The following is a 22,319-nucleotide window of genomic DNA, read 5'->3' as shown; positions in this document are numbered from 1 at the left end:
ACGCCATGTCCTACGCCCACACCGACCCCGCGTCCCCTGGTCACGATCACGCACCGCAGAGCTTCTGGACGCGCTACGTCTGGAGCCAGGACCACAAGGTCATCGCGGTGCAGTATTCGCTCACGGCCATCGCCATCGGGCTGGTGGGGCTCGTGCTGTCGAACCTGATGCGGCTGCAGCTGGGCTTTCCGGGCCGGTTCGCCTTCATCGACGCCAACCACTACTACCAGTTCGTCACCATGCACGGAATGATCATGGTGATCTATCTGCTGACGGCGCTGTTCCTGGGCGGCTTCGGCAACTACCTGATCCCGCTGATGCTGGGCGCGCGCGACATGGTGTTTCCGTTCTTGAACATGCTCAGCTACTGGGTCTACCTGCTGGCCGTGCTGGTGCTGGTGGCGAGCTTCTTCGTACCGGGCGGGCCCACCGGCGCAGGCTGGACGCTGTATCCGCCGCAGGCGATCCTGCCCGGAACCCCCGGCACCGAATGGGGCATCGTGCTGATGCTGGTGTCGCTCGCCATCTTTATCGTGGCGGCCACCATGGGCGGGCTCAACTACGTGACCACCACGCTGCAGGCGCGCACGCGGGGCATGACGCTCATGCGCATGCCGCTCACGGTGTGGGGCATCTTTACCGCGACGGTGCTGGCGCTGCTGGCGTTTCCGGCGCTGTTCGTGTCGGCCATCATGATGCTGCTCGACAAGACGCTGGGCACCAGCTTCTTCATGCCGGCGGTGGTGTCGATGGGACAAACACTCCAGCATGCCGGCGGCAGCCCGCTGCTGTTCCAGCACCTGTTCTGGTTCTTCGGCCACCCCGAGGTCTACATCGTCGCGCTGCCCGCCTTCGGCATCGTGTCCGACCTCATCTGCACGCACGCGCGCAAGAACATCTTCGGCTACCGCATGATGGTGTGGGCCATCCTCATCATCGGTGTGCTGTCGTTCGTCGTGTGGGCGCACCACATGTTCGTGTCGGGCATGAACCCGTACTTCGGGTTCTTCTTTGCCACCACCACGCTGATCATCGCCATCCCGACCGCGCTCAAGGTCTACAACTGGGTGCTCACGCTCTGGCGCGGCGACATCCACCTGACCGTACCGATGCTGTTTGCCATCGGCTTCATCAGCACGTTCGTCATCGGCGGCCTGACGGGGCTGTTCCTCGGCAATGTCAGCGTGGACATTCCGCTGTCCAACACGTACTTCGTCGTCGCGCACTTCCACATGGTGATGGGCGTGTCGCCGATCCTGGTGGTGTTCGGCGGGCTCTATCACTGGTACCCGAAGGTGACGGGCCGCATGCTGAACGACACGCTCGGCCGCGCGCATTTCTGGATCACCTTCGTCGGCACGTACCTGATCTACTTTCCGATGCACTACCTGGGTGTGCTCGGCATGCCGCGCCGGTACTACGCGTATGAGGGCTACAGCTTCATCCCGCCGTCCGCGCAGACGCTGAACACGTTCATCACCGTCATCGCCATCATCGTGGGCCTGGCGCAGCTGCTGTTCCTCTTCAACCTGGCGTGGAGCCTCGCGCGCGGCAGGAAGGCCGAGGCCAACCCGTGGCGGGCCACCACGCTCGAATGGCAGACGCCGCAGACACCGCCCGTGCACGGCAATTGGGGGCCGACGCTGCCGGTGGTCTACCGGTGGGCATACGAGTACAGCCCGCCCGGCCGTGCGGATGACTTCGTGCCGCAGAACGAACCGCCCACCGGCACCCCCGACATGGGAGCGGAGGTGGAGGCGCAGCGGGGAATCCCCCTCCACGCCAGCGGGGTGCGCACATGACGACCCTGCCCCGCCACTTCGCGCCCGACACATCGCCTGCATTGCCGCCGCACGCTGGGCGCATTGGCCTGCGCGTCTTCATGGCCGTGGTGACGACGCTGTTCTCGCTGTTGGTCCTCGCCTATGCCATGCGCATGCGCGAGCCCGACTGGATGCCGGTTCCGCACCCGGTGCTGCTGTGGTGGAACACCGGCGTGCTGGTGCTGGCGAGCGTCGCCATGGAAGGGGCAAGGCGCACCGAGGCGCGCCGCACGCCCTGGCTGCTGGCCGGTGGCGCCCTGGCCGCGCTGTTCGTGTTCGGCCAATGGGCAACGTGGCAGCAACTGTCGGCCACCGGGCAAGGCGTGGCGGTCAACCCGTCCAACAGCTTTCTGTATGTGTTCACGGGCCTGCATGCGGCGCATGTCGTCGGTGGCCTGGTCGTCTGGGCGATGACGGTCGCACGCCTGCGCAAGGATGCCGATCGCACCCGGCGGGCCGTTGCCCTCTGCGCGACGTACTGGCACTTCCTGCTGGCCGTGTGGCTCGTGCTGCTGGCCGCGATGTGGTGGATCACGCCCGCATTCGTCAGCGCCATCTGCGGGCCGCTGTATGGAGCCACGCCATGAGCCACTCCACGCTTCCAACCGACCCGGCCGTCTCGGCAGATGCCGCCAAAGGCTGGCCCGGCATCGTCAACGACTGGTCGGCCGACCGCGAAACCTTCAAGGTGCCGTGGGGCAAGGCCATGATGTGGATCTTCCTGCTGTCGGACACCTTTGTCTTCAGCAGCTTCCTGGTCGGCTACATGACGGTGCGCATGTCGACCACCGTGCCGTGGCCGGACCCCTCCAAGGTGTTCGGGCTGTCGGTGGGCGGCGTGGAGGTGCCGCTCCTGCTGATCGCCATCATGACGTTCGTGCTCATCAGCAGCAGCGGCACCATGGCCATGGCGGTGAACTTCGGCTACCGGCGCGAGGCAAAGCGGGCGGCGCTGCTCATGCTGGCGACCGCCATCCTGGGCGCGGCGTTCGTGTCGATGCAGGCGTTCGAGTGGACCAAGCTGATCGTGCACGAAGGCATCCGCCCGTGGGGCAACCCGCTGGGCGCGGCGCAGTTTGGCGCGTGCTTTTTCATGATCACCGGCTTCCACGGCTTTCACGTGACGTGCGGCGTGATCTACCTGTTGCTGGTGGCGCGCAAGATCGTGCAGCCGGGCTTTGCCGAACACGGCAACTTCCAGATCGTGGAGATCGCGGGCCTCTACTGGCACTTCGTCGATCTCGTCTGGGTGTTCATCTTTGCGTTGTTCTACCTGTGGTGAGGCCAGTCATGGACCACACGGAACCCTCTGCCCACGGGCAACAACACCCCATCGGCCTCTACCTGAAGATCTGGGGCCTGTTGTTCGTGCTGAGCACGATGTCGTACCTCGTCGATTATTTCCACGTGCAGGGGCTGATGCGCTGGACGCTGATCATCGTGTTCATGATCGCCAAGGCCGGGCTGATCGTCTCCGTGTTCATGCACATGCTGTGGGAGCGGCTGGCCCTGGTGTACGCGATCCTGCTGCCGCCGCTGGCCTTGCTCGTGCTGATGGTGCTGATGGCGGCGGAAGCGCATCACACCTTTGGCATGCGCATGCTGTTCTTCCATTGAGCCCCGGGCTGGGCGGGCCGAGCACGGCCCGGCGAGGCTCGCATCCGGCCCCCGGAGGGCGGAGCGTGGACCTCAAACCGTCGCGCTCCGCAGTCTGAGGTCCAAAATTTCGACCTCAGACTGTCGCATTCCACCCTCAGACCGTGGAACGCCAGCCTCAACCCGTCGAGCTTGACCCTCCGACGGCGGAGCGCGGGCCTCGGACCGCGGATGGATCGAATGTTTTTGGGCGGAGCGTGAGCCTCGGACAGTGGCGTTCGAGCCTCCGAGGCTGAAACGTCAGCCTCCGAGCGCGGCAATCGTGTGTTTGACATTGGGGCACGACCCCGTGACGGTGGCGTTCGAGCCTCAAAGCGTCACGCTCGACGCTCGCACGGTGGAGCGCCAGTGTTTGTGCCTGGAGCGCCACCATCCGAGGGTGGAATGCGAGTGTTCGACCGTGGAGCGCGATGCTCCAACACTCGCAGGCGAACGGGCGGCCCTGCCCCGGGGCCGCCGCGTTGCGAGGGCGATGAGATTTAGCCGAGATGGATGGCGTCCAGCGCCTGCGTGAAGTCGGCCACCAGATCGGCCTCATCCTCAATGCCGACCGACACGCGCACAAGCGAATCGGCAATGCCCATCGACGCGCGGCGCTCGGCGCCCATTTCCCAGTAGATGGTCGGTGCCACCGGAATCACCAGCGTGCGCGTATCGCCCAGGTGCGTGGCGCGCACGGCGTAGCGCAGGTGGTCGAGCATGTCGACGTAATCAGCACCGTCCACCAGCTCGAAGCTGAGCAGGCCGCCGTAGTGGCGGAACAGCTCGGTGGCGCGGGCGTGCTGGGGGTGCTCCGGCAGGCCGGGGTAGTAAACGCGTGCCACCTTCGGGTGCGCCGCCAGCGTGCGGGCCAGCGCCAGCGCGTTGCTGCAGGTGCGGTCGACGCGCAGGGCCATTGTTTCGGCGCCCACGGCAATGCGGTGCGCGGCATCGGCAATCAACGTGGCGCCCTGGTCGCGCAGGCCCTTCTTGCGGATTTGCTGGATGCCCTGCATTTCCGGCTTGGCCTTGCGGTAGGCCGGATAGATGTTCGGATAGGCCGCCCAGTCGAACAGGCCCGTATCCACCACCGCGCCGCCCAGCGCGTTGCCGTGCCCGCCGATGTACTTCGACAGCGAATGCACCACGAGGCTCGCCTGCGCGTCGCGCGCGCGGAACAGCCATGGGGACGTCATCGTGCTGTCGACCACGTAAATCAGGCCGCGAGCCTTGCAGATATCGCCAATGCCCTTTAGATCGGCCACTTGCGTGCGGGGGTTGGCAATGGTTTCCACGAAGACGAGGCGCGTATTCGGCTGCACGGCGTCGGCCACGGCCTGGGCCGACGTGGCATCGACGAACGTCACGTCCACGCCCAGGTTGCGCAGCGTTTCGAACACGCTGTTGGTGTTGCCGAACAGGAAGGCGCTGGAGACCACGTGGTCACCCGCGCGCAGCAGGGTGGAAAACACCGCCATGATGGCCGCCATGCCGGTGGCGAAGCACGCCGTCGCCACGCCCGATTCCATCATCGTGATCTTGGCTTCGAGTGCGGCCGTGGTCGGGTTGCCCTGGCGCGCGTAGGTGTAGCCGGGCTTGCCCTGGAACACGTCGATCAGCTCGCGCGTATCGGCATAGCCGTACGTGGTGGATGTATGCAGCGGCTTGTGAATGGCGTAGTGCTCGACGCCGGCTTCGCGGTCGGCGTGCAGGAGGGCGGTGGTCAGTCCGGTCATGGCGGGGCAGCAGAAAGGCAGGAAAAGCTAGGAGGCGCTGGAAACAGCAGGAAAGTTCTGCATTATCGCGCGATTCCGGAGCCACCTGGGCGCCGGAAGCCGGGCGGGCGTGGAACGTGGCTTGCGTCGCACCTCGCGTTGCAAGACCGACCGGATTCCACGCCTGGTGACGAGCCCATCTCCTGCATCCTCCCCTCCTCCCCATCCTGCTGAGGCGACGAGCCTGCAGCAGCGGATCGTGGGCGCGCTGTGGCGCGCCATCTGGCGCTACCGCAAACGCGTGCTGGTGGCCGTGGGGCTGCTGGTGCTCGCCAAGCTGTGCGCGGTGGGCGTGCCGATCGTGCTCAAGTGGATCGTCGACGGCTTTGGCGATGCCACGCGGGCGCGCGTGTTTCCGGCCTTCCTGCTGCTGGCCTATGCGGTATTGCGCTTTGGCGGCACGCTGTTCGGCGAGTTGCGCGACATGGTGTTCTCGCGCGTGTCGCAGCCCACGGTGGCGGGCTTCATGGCGCAGGCGTTCGAGCACCTGCACCAGCTCGGGCCGCGCTTCCATGCAAGCCGGCAGACCGGCGGGCTGATCCGCGATGTGGAGCGCGGCACCACCGGCATCGAGTTCCTGCTGGGTGTCGCGCTGTTCACGATCCTGCCGACCATGGTGGAGATCGGCTCCGTGCTCATCATCATGATGAGCCGCTACAGCGGGTGGTATCTCGTCACCATCCTGGCGACATTTGCCGCCTACTGCACCGCCACCGTGCTGCTCACGCGGCGCCGCGTGCGCCTGCAACGGCAGATGAACGAGTTCGACTCGATGGCGGGCAGCCGGCTGCTCGACAGCATGCTCAATCACGAAGCCGTGAAGGTGTATACCAGCGAGCGCTTCGAGGCCCACCGCTACCGCGACATCCTGCGCCAGCGCATCGAGACGGCGGTCGCCAACCAGCGCGCGTTGTCATTGCTGCATGTGTCGCAAAGCGGCGTGATCGCCGCCGGTGTAGCGACCGTCATGCTGCTGGCCGGGCAGGACGTGACGCGCGGCGTGCTCTCGGTGGGCGATCTCGTGCTGATCAACGCGTACATCATCCAGGTGTGCCTGCCGCTCAACGCGCTGGGCTTCATGTTCCGCGAGGCCAAAGACGCTGCCATCAACGCCGAGCGCCTGTTCCAGCTGCTTGAACAGCGGGCCGACGTGGTGGACCTGCCCAACGGCGCACCGCTGCGCGTGACGCAGGGCGAGGTGCAGTTCGACCATGTGGATTTCGGCTACGAGAACACGCGGCCCATCCTGCACGACCTGTCGCTGCACATTCCGGCCGGGCACACGGTGGCCGTGGTGGGCGGCAGCGGCTCGGGCAAATCGACGCTGGCGCGGCTGCTGCTGCGCTTTTACGACCCCTGGGCGGGGCGCGTGTCCATCGACGGGCAAGACCTGCGCGTGGTCACGCAAGACAGCGTGCGGCGCGCGATCGGCATCGTCCCGCAAGACACCATCCTCTTCAACGACACCATCGCCTACAACATCGCCTACGGGCGCGAAGGCGCGACGATGGCCGAGGTGATCGAGGCGGCGCGCGCGGCCTATGTGCACGACTTCATCGCCGCGCTGCCCGAGGGCTACCAGACCATGGTGGGCGAACGCGGACTCAAGCTGTCGGGCGGTGAAAAACAGCGCATTGCCATTGCGCGGGCGCTGCTGAAGAACCCGTCGATCCTGATCTTCGACGAGGCGACCTCCGCCCTCGACACCCGCTCAGAACGTGCCATCCAGCGCGAGCTGGATCGCCTCTCGGCACACCGCACGACGCTGGTGATTGCGCACCGGCTCTCCACGGTGGTGGACGCGCACGAAATCGTCGTGCTGGAAAAAGGCCGCATTGTCGAGCGCGGCCGCCATACCGACCTGCTGGCCGCCAACGGCGTCTACGCCCAGCTCTGGACGCTGCAACGCCAGCAGTCCGACCTGGAGCAGGCCCAGCACCGGCTTGCACAGCAGCCGATCAATCTCGTGGCGCTGGTGGTGAGCGTGCTCGACGGCCTGCGCGAGGCCATCGACGCACGCCGCATCACCGTGTATTCCGTCATCCGCTCGGAAACGCCGAGCATCACGGGCGACCCGAGCCGCCTGCAAGGCATCGTGGGCGATGTGCTGAGCCACGCCGTGCTGGCCAGCCACCCGGGCAGCCGCATCGAGATCGTGCTGGAGCGCGTGGAAGGGATGGCGCAGTTGCGCGTGACCGACACGATTGCCATACCGGCGGTGGCGGCGGCCGCCATTCCCACCGCGTCGCACACGCCCGCAGAGATGGAGCCCGACGCCGCCCTGTCGGCCTTTGGGCCCACGACCACCCCGCCGGCGCCCGCGCCGTTCGACGTGCTGGACCCGGTGGATCCGCTCGCGCCGTTGCGGCAGGAGCCGCGTGCGTTCGACACCGCGCTGGCGGCAACCGCGCAGGACACGGCCGCCACGCCTGCAGCCACGCTTGACCCGTTGTGGATTCGCTCGGTGGTGGAACAGCACGGCGGGCGCTTTGCCGTCGTGCCGCTGCCCCACGGTGACGGCACCACGTATGTGATGGACTTCCCAATCCGCGCGGTGGCGCCGCTTCCCGTCGCGCCGGGCGAGGCCGTGCCCACTACCGCGCCGCAGGCGCCGCGGGCCGAGCGCACCGCGCTGCCGCCGCCGGATGCGCTGTCCGGTGTGCACGTGCTCATCGTCGACGACCAGGAAGACGCCCGCGAAATACTCCAGCTGCTGCTGGAAGACTACGGCGCCACCGTCACTGCGTATGGCGCTGCCAAGCCCGCCCTCGCGGCCCTGCGCGCGGCGCCCAGCAACTCGTGGCCCGATGTGCTGGTCTCCGACATCGCGCTGGGTGACGACGAAGACGGCTACGCGCTGCTTCGCAACGTGCGCCTGCTGGAGAGCGAGCGCGACATGCCGCTCGATGCCCGGCTGCCCGCCGTCGCGCTCTCCGGCTACGACCGCCCGGAAGACCGCACGCGGGCCCTGCTGGCCGGCTTCCAGCTGCATCTGGCCAAGCCCACCGAACACGGCGAACTCGTCACCGCCATCCTCAGCGTCATCCGCGCGCGACGTGCCCCCGCGCGTGAATCGCACGCCTCCGTTTCCCTCCAATCAGCCCAGGAGTCTCCATAAACATGCTGGCCGATTTCGATCCTTCCGCCTCCGCACAGGAAACGCTCCAACCACAGCAACCACAGCAACCACAGGCACCGCACAAGCCAACGCAACAGCCCGCCTCGTACTTCGCCGGCGCAGACGCCGCCCGCCGTGCCGTGGAGATGGCACTGCCGCTCATTACACAAGCGATGACGCGTCCACAGGACGTGGGCGACAGCGGCTTCCTCCACATCGTGGTGATGGACCCCGCACGCTCGCCGGTGGAGTGCGCCTTTGATGAAGCCGTGCTCTACGAATATTCGGTGGGCGACCGTGCGCAATGGGATGCGGACTACGCCGCTTACGCGCGCGCCAAGGCACGGCTGGCGTGGCAGCACGGCATGAGCACGCACGCGCTGCAGAGCTTGCGCCCGCACGTGCTGCGCGCAGGCGACACCAACCTGTGGGGCAGCGCCGTGCTCGACGGCATCGTGGTGGGCGTGAGCGGCGCACTGCCGTTCTATGACGAAGCCTTTGCGCACGTGGTGGCGGCGTGCCTGCGTGCCATCGCCAAGCAGGCCGCCGCCGCCACGGGCGGCACGCTGCGGCTCGCCTGACGTCGTCTCCTCAGTCTCCTCAGACTCTTCGTTCACGCGCGGCGCGACAGGCGTGATGCCGTCGTCGCGCCGTTTCTCCTTGTACGCCGCGTAAGAATTGCGCGGTCCCCCCACAGCAGCACATGCAAGCGCGGGGCGCCATGGCGGCGGCACTGCGTGCACGACTGGCACGCCACCCTGCGCTTCATTTCCCGCAATCGCTTGTCCGGACAAGCGAAACGCGCTTCCCGGGCTCGGCTTGTCTCTCCTTATCGGAACGCCTTGCGGCACAAGGTTGCGCGCCATGGCACGCCGACTGCTGAGGGTCTTCGCACGTGGCTTCCAAACACCTCACCACACAGGCCGCGACGATAAGAGGAGAAACGACATGCGGATCGCCATGGTCAGTGAACACGCATCGCCACTCGCCGACTTGGGCGGTGTCGACTGCGGCGGACAAAACGTCTACGTGCGCCATGTCGCGCGCCAGCTTGCACGGCTGGGCCATCGTGTCGATGTCTTCACGCGCCGCGAGCGTCCGCGGGACCCGGAGGTGGTGCCGTTCGACGACGGATGCCGTGTCGTCCACGTGCCGGCAGGGCCAGCGGCCGTGCTGCCCAAGGAAGCGCTGCTGCCGCACATGCATGCCTTTGGCCGCCACCTGTTGAACCACTGCGCGCGCGCCCAGGCCAGCGGCGACGGTTACGACGTCATCCATGCCAACTTCTTCATGTCGGGCCTGGCATCGCTCGCGGCGTCCACCCGGTTGCACTTGCCGCTGGTCATGACCTTCCACGCGCTGGGCCGCGTGCGCCGGCTGCACCAGGGCAGCGCGGACGGCTTTCCCGACGCGCGCTTCGCGATTGAAGAGATGCTGGTGCAGCGTGCCGACCGCGTCATTGCCGAATGCCCGCAGGATCAGGCGGATCTGGAAACGCTCTACCGCGCCCGCGCCGAGCAGATCGACGTGGTGCCTTGCGGCTTTGACGCCGCGGAATTTGCGCCCATCGACCGCGCTGAAGCACGACGCCGCCTGGGCGTGCCGGCCGATGCGTTTGTCGTGCTGCAACTGGGCCGCATGGTGGCGCGCAAGGGCGTGGACAACGTCATCGAGGCCATCGGGAAGCTCCCGCCCGATGCGCGCAAGCGCGTGCGCCTGTATGTCGTGGGCGGCAACACCGTGGTGCCGGATGTGGCCGCCACGCCGGAACTCGGCCGCCTGCAGGGCATTGCCGAACGCGCCGGTGTGAGCGCACAGACCACCTTTGTCGGCAAGCGCGGCCGCGCCGATCTGCGCACCTGGTACAGCGCCTGTGACGTGTTCGTCAGCACGCCTTGGTACGAGCCGTTCGGCATCACGCCGGTGGAAGCCATGGCGTGCGGGCGCGCAGTAATTGGCGCAGACGTGGGCGGCATCCGCTCGACCGTGCGGCACGAGCGCACCGGTTTCCTCGTCCCGCCAAAGGACCCGCAGGCCCTGGCCGCGCGCCTGCTGCAACTGATTCAACAGCCCGAGCTGTGCCGCGAACTCGGCCAGGCCGGGCTCGTGCGCGCCCGCATGCTCTACACGTGGCTGGGCGTCGCAGGGCAACTCGAGCGCGCCTACCTCAAGGCCATCGACACGCACGCGCGCGCCATGGGCCGCATGCCCGATGCCGCGCCCGCGACCAACGCTGCGGCGCTGGCGGGGCTTGCGGCCTGACCTGATTTTTTCCACTCCCGCGTTTTCACGCCGCCATGACCCAGACCGATTTGAACTCCAATCCCAACACCACACCGACGCTGCGCGACCAGGTCATCATCGTGACCGGCGCGGGGCGCGGGCTGGGGGCCGCCATCAGCCGCGTGCTGTCCGCCGAAGGGGCGACGGTGGTCGCCACCGACTACGATGCCGGCACCGCTGACCGCACCGCCGCTGAGCTGATCGCCGAAGGGAGCCAGTCGCACGCCATAGGGCTGGACGTGGGCGACGAAGCCGCCGTGCGCAGCGCGCTCGATGAAGTGGTCGACCGCTTTGGCCGCGTGGATGCCGTCATCAACAACGCGGCCATCGATATCACGCTGCCCATTGACGAACTGAACGTCGAAGACTGGGACCGCGTGGTGCGCACGAACCTGCGCGGCCCGTTCCTGCTGGCCAAGCACGCCAGCGTGCTGATGCGCAAGCGCGCGAGCGGCGCCATCGTCAACATCGCCTCCACCGCATCGCGCCGCGCGTGGCCGAATGCGTCGGTCTACCACGCCACCAAGTGGGGCCTGCTGGGGCTGTCGCATGCGCTGCATGCCGAGCTGCGCCCGCACGGCATCAAGGTCTCTGCGGTGATTGCCGGCGGCATGCGCACGCCGTTCCTGCTGGACCGCTTTCCCGACATCGACGTGAACAACCTGCAGGACCCCGCCAACGTGGCCGCCGCCGTGCGCTTCGTGCTGCTGCAGCCGCCCGAGACGGTCATCCCGGAAGTGATGGTGCTGCCGATGCGGGAGACGTCATGGCCCTGATGCGCGGGCCGATGCGGCCGCAGCCGAGCCCGGCCATCTTTCTCGACAAGGACGGCACGTTGCTGGAAGACGTGCCCTACAACGTCGACCCGGCGCGCATTGCGTTGGCCCCGGGCGCTGGCGACGGCTTGCGGCTGTTGGGCGCCACGGGCTTGCCGCTCATCGTGGTGAGCAATCAGCCGGGCGTTGCGCTGGGCTACTTTCCCGAGCATGCGCTCGAAGGTGTCGCGCAGCGGCTCGGCGAGTTGTTTGCACTGCACGGGGCCACGCTGGGCGGCTTCTACTTCTGCCCGCATGCACCCGCCGCTGACGGCAGCATCCATTGCGCCTGCCGCAAGCCCGGCGATGGCATGTTGCGCCAGGCCGCCGCCGCGCACGGCATCACCCTGGAAGGCTCGTGGATGATCGGCGACATCCTCAACGATGTGGAAGCGGGCCGCCGCGCGGGCTGCCAGACCATCCTCATTGCCAACGGCAACGAGACCCGGTGGCAGCCGGGGCCCCTGCGCGTGCCGGACTACATCGTCGGCCGCTTTGACGAGGCTGCCGCCATCGTGATCGCGCAGCAGGCGCGACACCTTTCGCACGTTTCGCGCGTTTCGCACACGTCGCCCACGTCGCCCGCGTCGCCCTCATCGTCCGCGCACCATCTGAGGGCTGTCGCATGATCGCGGCTGGCATTCCCGAGCGCCGCGCGGTGTGGGCCAACGCGAGCCGCATCCTGTGCGTGCGGCCGGACAACCTGGGCGACGTGGTGATGACCACGCCGGCCTTTCATGCGCTGAAGGCCGACGAACACGCGCGCGGCGCGAGCCGTCATCTCACGTTGCTGACCTCGCGATCGGGCGCCACGGCGGCCCCGCACCTGTCCGACATCGACGACGTGATCGTCTGCGATGTGCCGTGGGCCAAGCACGCCAACGCGGCAGACGCCGAGCAGACCCGCGCGCTGGTCGACACCTTGCGCGACGGCGCATTCGACGCGGCCGTCATCTTTACCGTGCACACGCAAAACCCTTTGCCGGCCGCCATGTTGTGCTTTCTGGCGGGCATTCCGCTGCGCCTCGCGCACTGCCGCGAGAACCCGTACGCGCTGCTGACCGACTGGATTGCCGACCCCGATGCGCGCATTGCCGCCACCGCACCCGGCGACGTGCGCCACGAGGTGCGACGCCAGTTGGACCTCGTGCAGCACGTGACCGACGTGGCCGCGCACCTGCCGCATCGGCTGCGCTTCAACGTACGCGCGGCGGATCGCGATGCCGTGCGCGCCAAGTTGGCCGAGCGCGGTATCACCACGGACGCACCGTGGATCGTGCTGCATCCGGGGGCGACTGCGGCGTCGCGGCGCTATCCGCCCGAACGCTTCGCGCACATCGCGTGCACGCTGGCAAACCGCTATGGGTGTCCGGTGCTGGTGACCGGTGCGCCGGCTGAAGCGGAACTGGTGCAGCAGGTGTGCCTGCCCGGGCTGATCGCGGGGCAGCGCGTGCTGAACCTCGCGGGGGCGCTCACGCTCGGCGAACTGGCTGCGCTGATTGAAGGTGCAGCGCTGCTGGTGTCCAACAACAGCGGCCCCGTGCATCTGGCGGCGGCCACGCAAACACCGGTGGTCGATCTCTACGCGCTGACCAATCCCCAGCACACGCCGTGGGCCGTGCCGCACGCGGTGCTCTCGCATCAGGTGCCGTGCCGCTATTGCTACCGCAGCGTGTGCCCGCTCGGCCATCAGGCGTGTCTGACCGGCGTGACGGAAGAAGAAGTCATCGCGGCGGCGCACCCGCTATGGCAGTCGTCGCGCGTGGCGCGGGCGTTGTGGCCCGCACCGGCTGCCGCTGCGCTAGCGGCGTCGAACGCGCCGACGCCGGTCGCTTGAGTTTGCCCATGACCCCGACCTGTACTGACTGAACCGATTGATGGAGCCCCGCATGGAAGCCAAACCGCTCTACACCCTCGGCATCAACGCGGCGTATCACGATTCTTCCGCCACGCTGGTGCGTGACGGTGTGGTGATCGCCGCCGCTGAAGACGAACGCTTCACGCACGTCAAGCATGCCAAGCGGCCGGTGCCGTTTTCCACCTGGCAGTTGCCGTATCACGCCATCGATTACTGCCTGGCCGAGGCCGGCATCGACCTGGCGCGCGTGGATCAGGTCGCCTACTCGCTCGACCCGGCCCTGCTGACCGACCTGCAGGCGCAGACGCATATCGCGCTGCCGCTGCAGCCGTCGGCGCAAATGGATCTGCCGCCCGGCGCCGCGCCGTGGGATCCGCTGTTTCTGTCGTACGTGCTGAACGCCCCGCGCCAGCTGGCCGACGGCGCGCCGCATCATCTGCGGGCGCGCTTCGCCAACGTGAAGCACACCGGGCCGTTCCGCTGGTCGTTTGTCGAGCACCACCTGGCGCACGAGGCCAGCGCATTCCTGGCGGCGCCCTACGACGACTGTGCCGTGCTCACGATGGACGGACGCGGCGAGCGCGCGACCACGTCCTACGGCCTCTTCCGCAACGGCGAATACACACGCCTGCAGCAGGTCGACCTGCCGCACTCCCTCGGCCTGCTCTATGAAGAGGTGACGGACTACCTGGGCTTTCTGCGTTCGTCCGACGAATACAAGGTGATGGCGCTGGCGTCATACGGGGAGCCCCGCTATGTCGACGCATTCCACGAAATGGTGCGCGTTGACCCCGACGGCCGCTACACCGTGGCACCGCTGCGCCTGGAAGAGCGCTTCGGCCCGCCGCGCCAGCGTGGCGGCCCGATGGAACCGCGCCACTTTGACATCGCCCGTTCGCTCCAGCAGGTGCTGGAAGAGACGGTGCTGACGATGAGCCAATGGCTGCATCAGGCCACCGGCGCACGCAACCTGGCCATGGCCGGCGGCGTGGCGCTCAACTGCGTGATGAACGCGCGCATCCGCGACCGCGGCCCGTTCGAAAACGTCTGGGTGCAGCCGGCAGCCGGCGATGCCGGCACGTCGCTCGGTGCCGCGCTGTGGACGGATTACCAGGCGCGCGGCAACAAGCAGCGCCTGTGGAAAATGGACCACGCCTATCTCGGCCCGTCGTATGCCGATGAAGAGATCGAGCAATTCCTGACGTGGTCGAAGCTGCCGTTCGAGCGCCTGGACAACATTGCCGAGCAGACCGCGGAGCTGCTGGCGCAGGGCCAGGTGATCGGCTGGTTCCAGGGGCGCATGGAGTTCGGCCCGCGCGCGCTGGGTGCGCGGTCCATCCTCGCCTCGCCCATCCCCGCCGACATGCAGGCGCGGTTGAACGAGATCAAGGACCGCGAGGACTTCCGCCCTGTCGCTCCGGTGGTGATGGAAGAACGCGCCGCCGACTGGTTTGTCGGTGCGCAAGCCGCGCCGTTCATGCTGTTCATCTTCGACGTGCGCGAAGACCGTGCCACGCAGATCCCGGCCGTGCGCCACGTCGACGGCACCGCGCGCGTGCAGACCGTCAACCGGCGCCAGCATCCGCTGTACTACGACCTGCTGGCCGCGTTCGAGCGGCGCACCGGCGTGCCGATCCTGGTGAACACGTCGTTCAATACGCGCGGCGAGCCCATGGTGTGCAGCCCGCGCGATGCGGTGGAGTCGTTCTGGACATCGCCGCTCGACGCGCTGGTAATCGGGCCGTTCCTGCTGCGCAAGACGGCCCTGCGCCCGGAGCAATCGCAGACCCAGGAAGACGGCGCCGTGCGCAATGTCGACGGGTTGCGGCGCGTGCCCGGCCTGGCGGGGGTCGCATGAACCAGCCGATGCCGTTTGACGTGTCGTCGGTGACCTCCGTGCAAGGGGCGCCCGCCATGTCCGTCGTGATTGCGACATGGCGACGGCCGCAGATGCTGCAACGCTGCCTGGACGGCCTGCGGGCGCAGACGTTCGACGCGCACCGGCTGGAACTGGTCGTTGCCGACGACGGCCCCGACGACGCCACCCGCGCGGTCGTGGACGGCTTTGCCGCAGCGTCCCCGGGCTGGCGCGTGCAGTACGTGCCCGTGCGCGAAACGCAAGGCCCCGCCGCCGCACGCAACCGCGGCTGGCGCGCCGCCACCGGCGACATCATCGCCTTCACCGACGACGACACCATTCCGGCGCCGACGTGGCTGGCGGAAGGCTGGCGCGTCATGACCACGGCCGACAGCGCTGCCGGTGCTGAGAACGGCGGGCCGCCCGACGCCGCCACAGGCGCAGTGCGCATGCCGTTGCCCGAGCGTCCGACGGACTACGAGCGCGATGCCAGCGGCCTCACCCGCGCCGAATTCGTCACCGCCAACTGCTTTGTACGGCGCGCGATGCTGGAGCGCGTCGGCGGCTTTGACGAGCGCTTCCGGCTCGCGTGGCGGGAAGATTCCGACCTGCAGTTCCGCATTCTCGATGCCGGCGGGCGCATCGTGCAGGCGCCGCGCGCCTTGATGCATCACCCCGTGCGGCCGGCGCCGTGGGGCGTGAGCGTGTCGCAGCAGCGCAAGGTGTTTTACGACGCGCTGCTTTACAAGAAACACCCCCGGCTCTACCGCACGCGCATCCGCCCGGTGCCGCCGTGGCATTACTACGGCGTGGGGGCTGCCGTGGTGGTTGCAGTGGCCGCGCTGGCCGCGCATCTGCCCTGGGTGGCCGCTGCGGCCGCCGTGGTGTGGCTGGCACTCACGCTGCGCTTCACCGCCATGCGGCTGCGCGGCACCGCACACACCGCGCGGCACGTGCTGGAAATGTTCTGGACATCCATCGCCATCCCGCCGCTCGCGCTGTACTGGCGCTTGCGCGGTGCATGGCATTTTCGGGTCTGGTTCCTATGACGCCCGCAGCTGAACTTTTGCGCGGCGCACGCCGCATCGCCGTCTTTCGCGCCTTGCAACTCGGCGACATGCTGTGCGCCGTGCCCGCCCTGCACGCGCTGCGGGCCGCCGCGCCCCAGGCCCACATCACGCTCGTGGGCCTGCCGTGGGCGCGCCAGTTCCAAGAGCGCTATGCCGATCTGCTCGACGACTTTGTCGCCTTTCCGGGCGGCGACGGCTTTCCGGAAGCCGGGCCTGCCGATGCAGACGCGACACACGCGTTCTATGCCGGCATGCGGGCACGCTGCCTGGATGTCTCCATCCAGCTGCACGGCAGCGGACCGCAATCGACGGAGGTGGTCCGCCAGTTTGGTGCGCACCATGTGTTCGGGTTTCAACCCAATGGCGTGATCCCGCGGCAGCCCGATCCGGGGTTGCTCCCGTGGCCGACGCAGTTGCCTGAGGCGCAGCGCCTGCTGGCGTTGCTCGATCACCTGGGGGCGCCGGCGGTGTCGGCCACGCCCGACTTTCCGCTCATGCGCGACGACTATGCCGAAGCGCTTGCCCTGCTGCGCCACCACGCGCTGGACCGCGACCGCCTGGTCTGCCTGCACCCCGGCGCGCGCATGCCCACGCGACGCTGGTGGCCGGAGCGCTTTGCTGCGGTGGCCGACACGCTCATCGTCAGCGGTTTTCATGTGGTGATCACGGGTGCGCCTTCGGAGGCGGCGCTGGTTGAAGAGGTCCGCAGCCACATGCGCCAGCGTGCGGCCTCGGCGGTCGGGCAAACCTCGCTTGGCGGGCTCGCGGCACTGCTGCGGCTGGCGCGCCTGCTGATCTGCAACGACACCGGCGTGTCGCACGTAGCGGCGGCGGTGCGGGCGCCCAGCCTCGTCATTGCCTGCGGCAGCGACGTGGAGCGCTGGGCGCCGGCAGACCGCACGCTGCACCGCGTGCTGGCCGCGCACCCGCCGTGCCGGCCCTGCATGCATTGGACGTGCCCCACCGGGCACGAATGCGCGCGCGATGTGACGGTGCACGAAGTGCTCGACGCCGCGTATGCCGCGCTGTTCGACCCCGACGTGCACCTGCGCGCATCGCATGCACCGCAAGCCGCCGACGCTCCCACCGCATCGCACACGATCGAGAATTCGACCTCATGACCCACCCTACGCGACAACGCCTGCGCATCCTGACGTGGCACGTGCACGGCAACTACCTGTACTACTTGTCGCAGGTGCCGCACGACTTCTATCTGGTGACGCGGCCGCCCGATGCCTCGGGCCGCGTGCCGCCCGGTTATGCGGGCAAAGTCGGCGTGCTGCCCTGGGGTGACAACGTGCACGAAGTGCCGTTCGATGCCGTTGCCGGGCAGCACTTCGATGCGGTGCTGTATCAATCGCGCGCGCATTGGGAAAACGATCGCCTGTCGGTGCTCAGCCCGGCGCAGCGGGCACTGCCGACGATCTATCTCGAACACGATCCGCCGCAGGAACACCCCACCAACACACGGCACTGGGTGCAAGACCCGAACGTGCTGCTGGTGCATGTGACGCCGTTCAACGCGTTGATGTGGGACAGCGGCATCACGCCCGCACGCGTGATCGAGCACGGCGTGCACTTGCCCGTGCCGGCGAGCTACACCGGCGAGCTGGAGCGCGGCATCGTGGTCGTGAACCACTTGCAGAAGCGCGGGCGACGGCTGGGTGCCGACGTGTTCCAGTCGCTGCGCCAGCACGTGCCGCTTGATCTGGTCGGCATGGGGGCGGAAGCCGCGGGCGGGATCGGCGAAGTCGGCAACCTCGACCTGCCCGCCTTCTGCGCGCGCTACCGCTTCTTCTTCAACCCGATCCGCTACACCAGCCTGGGCCTGGCCGTGGTGGAAGCGATGACCATCGGCATGCCGATCGTCGGCCTGGCCACCACCGAGATGAGCACGGTCATTCGCAACGGCCACAACGGCTACGTCGATACCAGCCCGGATGCGCTGGCAGGCGTCATGCAGACGCTGCTGCGCGATCCGGCGCTGGCCCGCCGCTGGGGCGACGCGGCGCGCGAGACGGCCCGCACGCGTTTCGGCATCGACCGCTTCGTCGCCGATTGGCTGGACGCGTTTGCCACCGTCATGGAAAACAACAAGGAGGCGGCATGAGACACCACGGAGACGCACACCACCCCGGCCACCCCGAGCCGCACCACCACTGGCGCGACCAGCGCCGCGTGCTGGTCACGGGCGGCGCGGGCTTTCTCGGCTCGCACCTGTGCGATCGCCTGCTGCGCGACGGGCACGATGTGCTATGCGTCGACAACTTCTACACCGGCACCAAGCGCAACATCGCCCACCTGTTGGGCCACCCGCGCTTCGAGGTGCTGCGCCACGACGTGACCTTCCCGCTGTATGTGGAGGTGGACGACATCTACAACCTGGCCTGCCCCGCCTCGCCCATCCACTACCAGCACGACCCGGTGCAGACCACCAAGACGAGCGTGCACGGTGCGATCAACATGCTCGGGCTGGCCAAGCGGGTGGGCGCGCGCATCCTGCAGGCCTCCACCAGCGAGGTGTACGGCGACCCGCACGAACATCCGCAAACCGAGCGCTACTGGGGCAACGTCAACCCCATCGGCGTGCGCTCGTGCTACGACGAAGGCAAGCGCTGCGCCGAGACCCTGTTCATGGACTACCGCCGCCAGCATGGCCTGGACGTCAAGGTCGCGCGCATCTTCAACACCTACGGCCCGCGCATGCACCCGAACGACGGGCGCGTTGTCTCCAACTTCATCATGCAGGCCTTGGCCGGCGACCCGATCACGCTCTACGGTGATGGCCGCCAGACCCGCGCCTTCTGCTACGTGGACGATCTCATCGACGCACTGGTGCGCTTGATGAACACGCCGCCGGATTTTTCCGGACCGGTCAACGTGGGCAACCCGGTGGAGATGAGCATGCTCGATATCGCGCGGCAGATTGTGGCTTGCACACGCTCGACGTCGGAACTCGTCTTCCACCCGCTGCCGCAGGACGACCCGACGCAGCGCTGCCCCGACATCACGCTGGCCCGGGAAGCGCTCGGCTGGGAACCCCGCACGGCACTTGAAGTTGGGCTGGCGCGTACGGTGGAGTACTTCCGGCAGCAGTTCTTCCTGGCGCCGATGCCCGCATTGGCGTGACGTTCGGCCGGCCTCCGCGGGCGTTTCTCTCCGGCCGGCTCAACCGATCGACAGTGTGGGGATGGCGCGGCGGCGCTGGCGGTCGGCATCCATCTGCCGCCACAGTGCCACCGTAGCCGGCTGCACGGTATGCCGATGCAGCAACGTGCGCGGCAGGCGCACCAGCGCGGCGGGCAATGCCTCCGCCAGCACGCCCTGTTCGGCCATCGCGCGGATGGCGCGGCCCGTCACCCGCCAGGCGAGATCCAGCGGCAAGCGCAGCCAGGCGCTCAGCAACTCGTTGCGCGTCAGCAGCGCACGCCGCTGGGTCACATCACGCACCGGCGAGGGGTTGTGATGGGTGACCACCTCCCGGCAGTAGACGATGCGCCAGCCCGCGTCGGCCAGGTCAAGCGCGAGCACGCTTTCTTCACCGCCGATAAAGAGATCGCGCCGGTAGCCGCCGGCCTCGGTAAAGGCGCGCGTGCGGACCACGCAGGCGCCGGCCATGAAGCCGAGCAACGCCGGGCCGGGCAAGCCGTCGGAAGGCAGCGTGCTGGTGGCCATGGGCTCGCACGCAGTGTCGTCGCGCCGCGTGGGGCCGACCACCACGTGCGCCGCCACCACGCCCACCGACGGATACCGCTGCAGCACATCCACCGCGCGTGCCACGGAGCCCGGCAGCCACGCGGTGTCGTCATCGCAGAAAGCCACGTAAGGCGTATCGACGCTGGCCACGCCAAAGTTGCGACCCGCCGCGCCGTAGTTGCGCGGCACACGCACGAGTGTGATGTCGGGAAAGCGCGCGGCGATCTGGTCGGCGGTGCCGTCGGTCGAGCCGTTGTCCACCACCACAATGGGCCACGGCTCATCGAGCGCGACGAGTTTGCCCAGCGTTTCAAGCACGGTGGCTGCACGGTTGTACGTCAGCACGACGATGGAACACGGTGCCTGCGCCCTGCGGGCGTCATCCAACGGTTGCATGATCGGGTTCTCCTTGCTTGGGTTCCAGTAGCCAGAAACGTTCGGGCTGGTGCAGGTCTTCCACGCCGCCGGGGCCGAAGGCGCGCAGCTGGCTGGCGTAGCAGGCCACGGCGCGGCGCTTCTGACGGCCATCGACGGCCGTGACGGGCGATACCGGTGTGGCCACGATGTCCTGCGCGGCCAGCGCGACGATGCGGTCCTGCACGGCGCCGCGCCCACGCCGGTACAGCGCGTCCTCGTAGCCGATCCAGAGCCGCTGCGGCAGCTTGCGCAGCAGCAGCAATGCCGCTTCGTGCACGAGTACGTGGTCGCTGTGGAACAGCCCCAGCGGCACGAACACCGCGTCTGCCGCGCGCCTTTCCACCAGGCGATAGAGCGCACGCTCCAGTTCGGCCACGGTGGGCGTCTGCCCGTACTGGCTGTCGCAAAAACCGAGGTGATGCACCGTGGCGCTGACCTGCGCGTGCGCCTGCGCATCCTCCAGCCTGCGCGCCGCCACCGCCTGGGTGGAATCGGCAAAGCCCGCCTCCTGGTCCCAGGTCGTTGAGACCGGGGTTTCAGGCGCCCCACCAAACACCGTGACCGTGCGGCTGCCGTGATGCGCTGCCAGCAACGCACCGCACGAGAAGATCGCGTCGTCAAAGTGCGGTGAGATCACCAGCACCGGCCCGAGACTGGCGACGCGATCGTGCAGCGCCCGGCTCATGCGCGCGAGGCGCGGGGCGTGCGAGCGCCGTCAGTGGCTTGCGGGTCGAGCTTGACCTTCATCCAGCCGGGCTCGCGCGTGTCGAAGGCGCGGTAGGCATCGAGCGCCGCCGCCATCGGCTCGCGCACCGACAGCACGGTCGCCGGATCGATCGCGCCCGTGCGCACCAGCTCGACCAGCTTGGGCAGATAGCGCCGATGGTTGCAGTTGCCCATGCGGATGGTGAGGTTCTTGTTCATCGCCATGCCGATCGGGAACGTCGTGTCGTTGGGCGGATATACGCCGATGATCGATAGCGTGCCCGCCTTGGCCAGGCCTTCGACGGCCCAGCGCAGCGCTTGCGAGGGCGCATCGCCGGCTTGCCACGGTGCGTTCTCGTTGGCGTCGGATACGGCACCCGTGCCACGCGCTTGCGGCGTTGTGGCTTTGCGCTCGGCGGCAAAGGCTTTGGCCGTCTTGTCGTCGGGGCGGGCTGGGCCGTGGTCGGCATGCTGCGCGTCCACGCCCACGGCATCGATTGCGCAATCCACGCCAATGCCGCCGGTGAGCCGGCGCAACGCCTGCACGGGGTCTTCGCGTTCGAAGTCGATCACCTCGGCGCCTTGGGCGCGCGCCATGTCGAGCCGGTCCGCCAGGTGGTCCACCGCAAAGATGCGCCCCGCGCCCATCAGCTTGGCCGAGGCGATCACGAACTGCCCCACCGGCCCCGCACCGAATACAGCGACGGTATGGCCTGGCTTGATGTTGGCCAGATCGGCGCCGAAGTAGCCGGTGGGGAAGATGTCCGACAGCAGAATGGCCTGGTCGTCCGACACCTCGTCGGGCAGCTTCACGAGGTTGACGTGCGCAAACGGTACACGCGCCTTTTCCGCCTGCAGGCCGTCGAACCCGCCGGCTTCTTCGGGGCCGCCGTAGAACGAGGTACCGGCCAGGTGCCCGTGCGGGTTCGCCACGTCACATTGCGCCGTGTAACCAGCACGGCAATATGCGCACGCGCCGCATGCGATGGTGGACGGAATCACCACCCGATCGCCCACCGACAGATTGCGCACATCGTCGCCCAGCGCTTCCACCACGCCCACGCCTTCGTGGCCGAGAATGCGCCCCTCCTTCACATCGGCCATGGTGCCGCGCACGAAGTGCAGATCCGTCCCGCAGATGGCGCTGGCCGTCAGGCGCACGATGGCGTCGGTGGGCTCGCGCAGTGTCGGCTCGGGCACGTCTTCCAGACGGATATCGCCGATGCCGTGAAATACAACAGCTTTCATGATTGACCCCTGGTTGGT

General features: G+C 68.0%; 19 protein-coding genes. 15 read left to right on the top strand and 4 right to left on the bottom strand.

Features of this window, described 5'->3' with window-relative positions; translation table 11 throughout:
* The first annotated feature begins 5 nt into the window (after positions 1–5).
* From ctaD to R2676_RS10525, 4 genes are read left to right on the top strand one after another with little or no spacing between them, the layout of a single operon-like run.
* Complete coding sequence (gene ctaD / locus R2676_RS10540) at positions 6–1,802, top strand: cytochrome c oxidase subunit I (RefSeq protein WP_206274559.1); 1,797 nt, start codon at positions 6–8, stop codon at positions 1,800–1,802.
* Positions 1,799–2,410 (top strand): cytochrome c oxidase subunit 3, encoded by a 612-nt coding sequence (locus R2676_RS10535; protein WP_206274558.1) that lies wholly within the window; start codon positions 1,799–1,801, stop codon positions 2,408–2,410. The genes ctaD and R2676_RS10535 overlap by 4 nt, the downstream gene beginning before the upstream one ends.
* Positions 2,407–3,105 (top strand): heme-copper oxidase subunit III family protein, encoded by a 699-nt coding sequence (locus R2676_RS10530; protein WP_206274557.1) that lies wholly within the window; start codon positions 2,407–2,409, stop codon positions 3,103–3,105. Before R2676_RS10535 ends, R2676_RS10530 begins: the two co-directional genes overlap by 4 nt.
* Positions 3,106–3,113: 8 nt before the next feature.
* Positions 3,114–3,440, top strand: coding sequence for a cytochrome C oxidase subunit IV family protein (locus tag R2676_RS10525; protein ID WP_206274556.1), 327 nt, complete (start codon positions 3,114–3,116; stop codon positions 3,438–3,440).
* 518 nt (positions 3,441–3,958) lie between these two features.
* On the opposite strand, the gene R2676_RS10520 is transcribed toward R2676_RS10525, so the two are convergent.
* The gene (locus R2676_RS10520; RefSeq protein WP_206274555.1) at positions 3,959–5,194 is read right to left on the bottom strand and encodes a cystathionine gamma-synthase family protein; all 1,236 of its coding nucleotides are present in this window, start codon (positions 5,192–5,194) and stop codon (positions 3,959–3,961) included.
* 238 nt (positions 5,195–5,432) lie between these two features.
* On the opposite strand from R2676_RS10520, the gene R2676_RS10515 reads away from it, so the two are divergent.
* The 11 genes from R2676_RS10515 to R2676_RS10465 all read left to right on the top strand — a co-directional run bounded on the left by R2676_RS10515 (position 5,433) and on the right by R2676_RS10465 (position 19,364).
* Positions 5,433–8,351: an ABC transporter transmembrane domain-containing protein gene (locus tag R2676_RS10515; RefSeq protein WP_316857217.1), complete on the top strand. Its 2,919-nt coding sequence runs from the start codon at positions 5,433–5,435 to the stop codon at positions 8,349–8,351.
* Between the two features lie 146 nt (positions 8,352–8,497).
* Entirely contained in the window at positions 8,498–8,932 is a 435-nt protein-coding gene (locus tag R2676_RS10510) for a hypothetical protein (RefSeq protein ID WP_316857225.1), read from the top strand.
* A gap of 367 nt (positions 8,933–9,299) precedes the next feature.
* Positions 9,300–10,613, top strand: coding sequence for a glycosyltransferase family 4 protein (locus R2676_RS10505; protein WP_206274554.1), 1,314 nt, complete (start codon positions 9,300–9,302; stop codon positions 10,611–10,613).
* 35 nt (positions 10,614–10,648) lie between these two features.
* On the top strand, positions 10,649–11,410 hold the full coding sequence (locus R2676_RS10500; RefSeq protein ID WP_206274553.1) for an SDR family oxidoreductase: 762 nt from the start codon (positions 10,649–10,651) through the stop codon (positions 11,408–11,410).
* Entirely contained in the window at positions 11,401–12,078 is a 678-nt protein-coding gene (locus tag R2676_RS10495; RefSeq protein WP_316857218.1) for a D-glycero-alpha-D-manno-heptose-1,7-bisphosphate 7-phosphatase, read from the top strand. The genes R2676_RS10500 and R2676_RS10495 overlap by 10 nt, the downstream gene beginning before the upstream one ends.
* Positions 12,075–13,286, top strand: coding sequence for a lipopolysaccharide heptosyltransferase II (gene waaF, locus R2676_RS10490; RefSeq protein ID WP_206274552.1), 1,212 nt, complete (start codon positions 12,075–12,077; stop codon positions 13,284–13,286). Before R2676_RS10495 ends, waaF begins: the two co-directional genes overlap by 4 nt.
* A 52-nt stretch (positions 13,287–13,338) precedes the next feature.
* Positions 13,339–15,165, top strand: coding sequence for a carbamoyltransferase family protein (locus tag R2676_RS10485; protein ID WP_206274551.1), 1,827 nt, complete (start codon positions 13,339–13,341; stop codon positions 15,163–15,165).
* Positions 15,162–16,214: a glycosyltransferase family 2 protein gene (locus R2676_RS10480; protein WP_206274550.1), complete on the top strand. Its 1,053-nt coding sequence runs from the start codon at positions 15,162–15,164 to the stop codon at positions 16,212–16,214. Before R2676_RS10485 ends, R2676_RS10480 begins: the two co-directional genes overlap by 4 nt.
* Positions 16,211–17,356, top strand: a complete 1,146-nt coding sequence (locus tag R2676_RS10475) for a glycosyltransferase family 9 protein (RefSeq protein ID WP_206274549.1) — start codon at positions 16,211–16,213, stop codon at positions 17,354–17,356. Before R2676_RS10480 ends, R2676_RS10475 begins: the two co-directional genes overlap by 4 nt.
* The gene (locus R2676_RS10470; protein WP_206274548.1) at positions 17,353–18,345 is read left to right on the top strand and encodes a glycosyltransferase; all 993 of its coding nucleotides are present in this window, start codon (positions 17,353–17,355) and stop codon (positions 18,343–18,345) included. Before R2676_RS10475 ends, R2676_RS10470 begins: the two co-directional genes overlap by 4 nt.
* Complete coding sequence (locus R2676_RS10465; RefSeq protein ID WP_027679725.1) at positions 18,342–19,364, top strand: UDP-glucuronic acid decarboxylase family protein; 1,023 nt, start codon at positions 18,342–18,344, stop codon at positions 19,362–19,364. Before R2676_RS10470 ends, R2676_RS10465 begins: the two co-directional genes overlap by 4 nt.
* A gap of 39 nt (positions 19,365–19,403) precedes the next feature.
* Here R2676_RS10465 and R2676_RS10460 read toward each other — a convergent pair whose 3' ends face one another.
* From R2676_RS10460 to R2676_RS10450, 3 genes are read right to left on the bottom strand one after another with little or no spacing between them, the layout of a single operon-like run.
* Positions 19,404–20,327, bottom strand: a complete 924-nt coding sequence (locus R2676_RS10460; protein ID WP_206274547.1) for a glycosyltransferase family 2 protein — start codon at positions 20,325–20,327, stop codon at positions 19,404–19,406.
* Positions 20,311–21,033, bottom strand: coding sequence for a PIG-L deacetylase family protein (locus R2676_RS10455; RefSeq protein ID WP_147217599.1), 723 nt, complete (start codon positions 21,031–21,033; stop codon positions 20,311–20,313). Before R2676_RS10455 ends, R2676_RS10460 begins: the two co-directional genes overlap by 17 nt.
* Positions 21,030–22,301: a zinc-dependent alcohol dehydrogenase gene (locus R2676_RS10450; RefSeq protein ID WP_206274546.1), complete on the bottom strand. Its 1,272-nt coding sequence runs from the start codon at positions 22,299–22,301 to the stop codon at positions 21,030–21,032. Before R2676_RS10450 ends, R2676_RS10455 begins: the two co-directional genes overlap by 4 nt.
* Positions 22,302–22,319: the final 18 nt, after the last annotated feature.

The sequence above is a fragment of the Ralstonia flatus genome (genome assembly GCF_958439105.1).
Taxonomy (GTDB): domain Bacteria; phylum Pseudomonadota; class Gammaproteobacteria; order Burkholderiales; family Burkholderiaceae; genus Ralstonia; species Ralstonia flatus.
This window is presented reverse-complemented; position numbering and strand designations above follow the sequence as displayed.

What these genes read in the sequence shown, in the direction of transcription:
- R2676_RS10450 (WP_206274546.1), bottom strand. Translation starts at nt 22,301, where the DNA reads ATGAAAGCTGTTGTATTTCACGGCATCGGCGATATCCGTCTGGAAGAC.
- R2676_RS10460 (WP_206274547.1), bottom strand. Translation starts at nt 20,327, where the DNA reads ATGCAACCGTTGGATGACGCCCGCAGGGCGCAGGCACCGTGTTCCATC.
- R2676_RS10510 (WP_316857225.1), top strand. Translation starts at nt 8,498, where the DNA reads ATGGCACTGCCGCTCATTACACAAGCGATGACGCGTCCACAGGACGTG.
- R2676_RS10535 (WP_206274558.1), top strand. Translation starts at nt 1,799, where the DNA reads ATGACGACCCTGCCCCGCCACTTCGCGCCCGACACATCGCCTGCATTG.
- R2676_RS10470 (WP_206274548.1), top strand. Translation starts at nt 17,353, where the DNA reads ATGACCCACCCTACGCGACAACGCCTGCGCATCCTGACGTGGCACGTG.
- R2676_RS10520 (WP_206274555.1), bottom strand. Translation starts at nt 5,194, where the DNA reads ATGACCGGACTGACCACCGCCCTCCTGCACGCCGACCGCGAAGCCGGC.
- R2676_RS10480 (WP_206274550.1), top strand. Translation starts at nt 15,162, where the DNA reads ATGAACCAGCCGATGCCGTTTGACGTGTCGTCGGTGACCTCCGTGCAA.
- R2676_RS10485 (WP_206274551.1), top strand. Translation starts at nt 13,339, where the DNA reads ATGGAAGCCAAACCGCTCTACACCCTCGGCATCAACGCGGCGTATCAC.
- R2676_RS10455 (WP_147217599.1), bottom strand. Translation starts at nt 21,033, where the DNA reads ATGAGCCGGGCGCTGCACGATCGCGTCGCCAGTCTCGGGCCGGTGCTG.
- R2676_RS10525 (WP_206274556.1), top strand. Translation starts at nt 3,114, where the DNA reads ATGGACCACACGGAACCCTCTGCCCACGGGCAACAACACCCCATCGGC.
- R2676_RS10475 (WP_206274549.1), top strand. Translation starts at nt 16,211, where the DNA reads ATGACGCCCGCAGCTGAACTTTTGCGCGGCGCACGCCGCATCGCCGTC.
- R2676_RS10465 (WP_027679725.1), top strand. Translation starts at nt 18,342, where the DNA reads ATGAGACACCACGGAGACGCACACCACCCCGGCCACCCCGAGCCGCAC.
- R2676_RS10530 (WP_206274557.1), top strand. Translation starts at nt 2,407, where the DNA reads ATGAGCCACTCCACGCTTCCAACCGACCCGGCCGTCTCGGCAGATGCC.
- ctaD (WP_206274559.1), top strand. Translation starts at nt 6, where the DNA reads ATGTCCTACGCCCACACCGACCCCGCGTCCCCTGGTCACGATCACGCA.
- R2676_RS10500 (WP_206274553.1), top strand. Translation starts at nt 10,649, where the DNA reads ATGACCCAGACCGATTTGAACTCCAATCCCAACACCACACCGACGCTG.
- R2676_RS10495 (WP_316857218.1), top strand. Translation starts at nt 11,401, where the DNA reads ATGGCCCTGATGCGCGGGCCGATGCGGCCGCAGCCGAGCCCGGCCATC.
- R2676_RS10505 (WP_206274554.1), top strand. Translation starts at nt 9,300, where the DNA reads ATGCGGATCGCCATGGTCAGTGAACACGCATCGCCACTCGCCGACTTG.
- waaF (WP_206274552.1), top strand. Translation starts at nt 12,075, where the DNA reads ATGATCGCGGCTGGCATTCCCGAGCGCCGCGCGGTGTGGGCCAACGCG.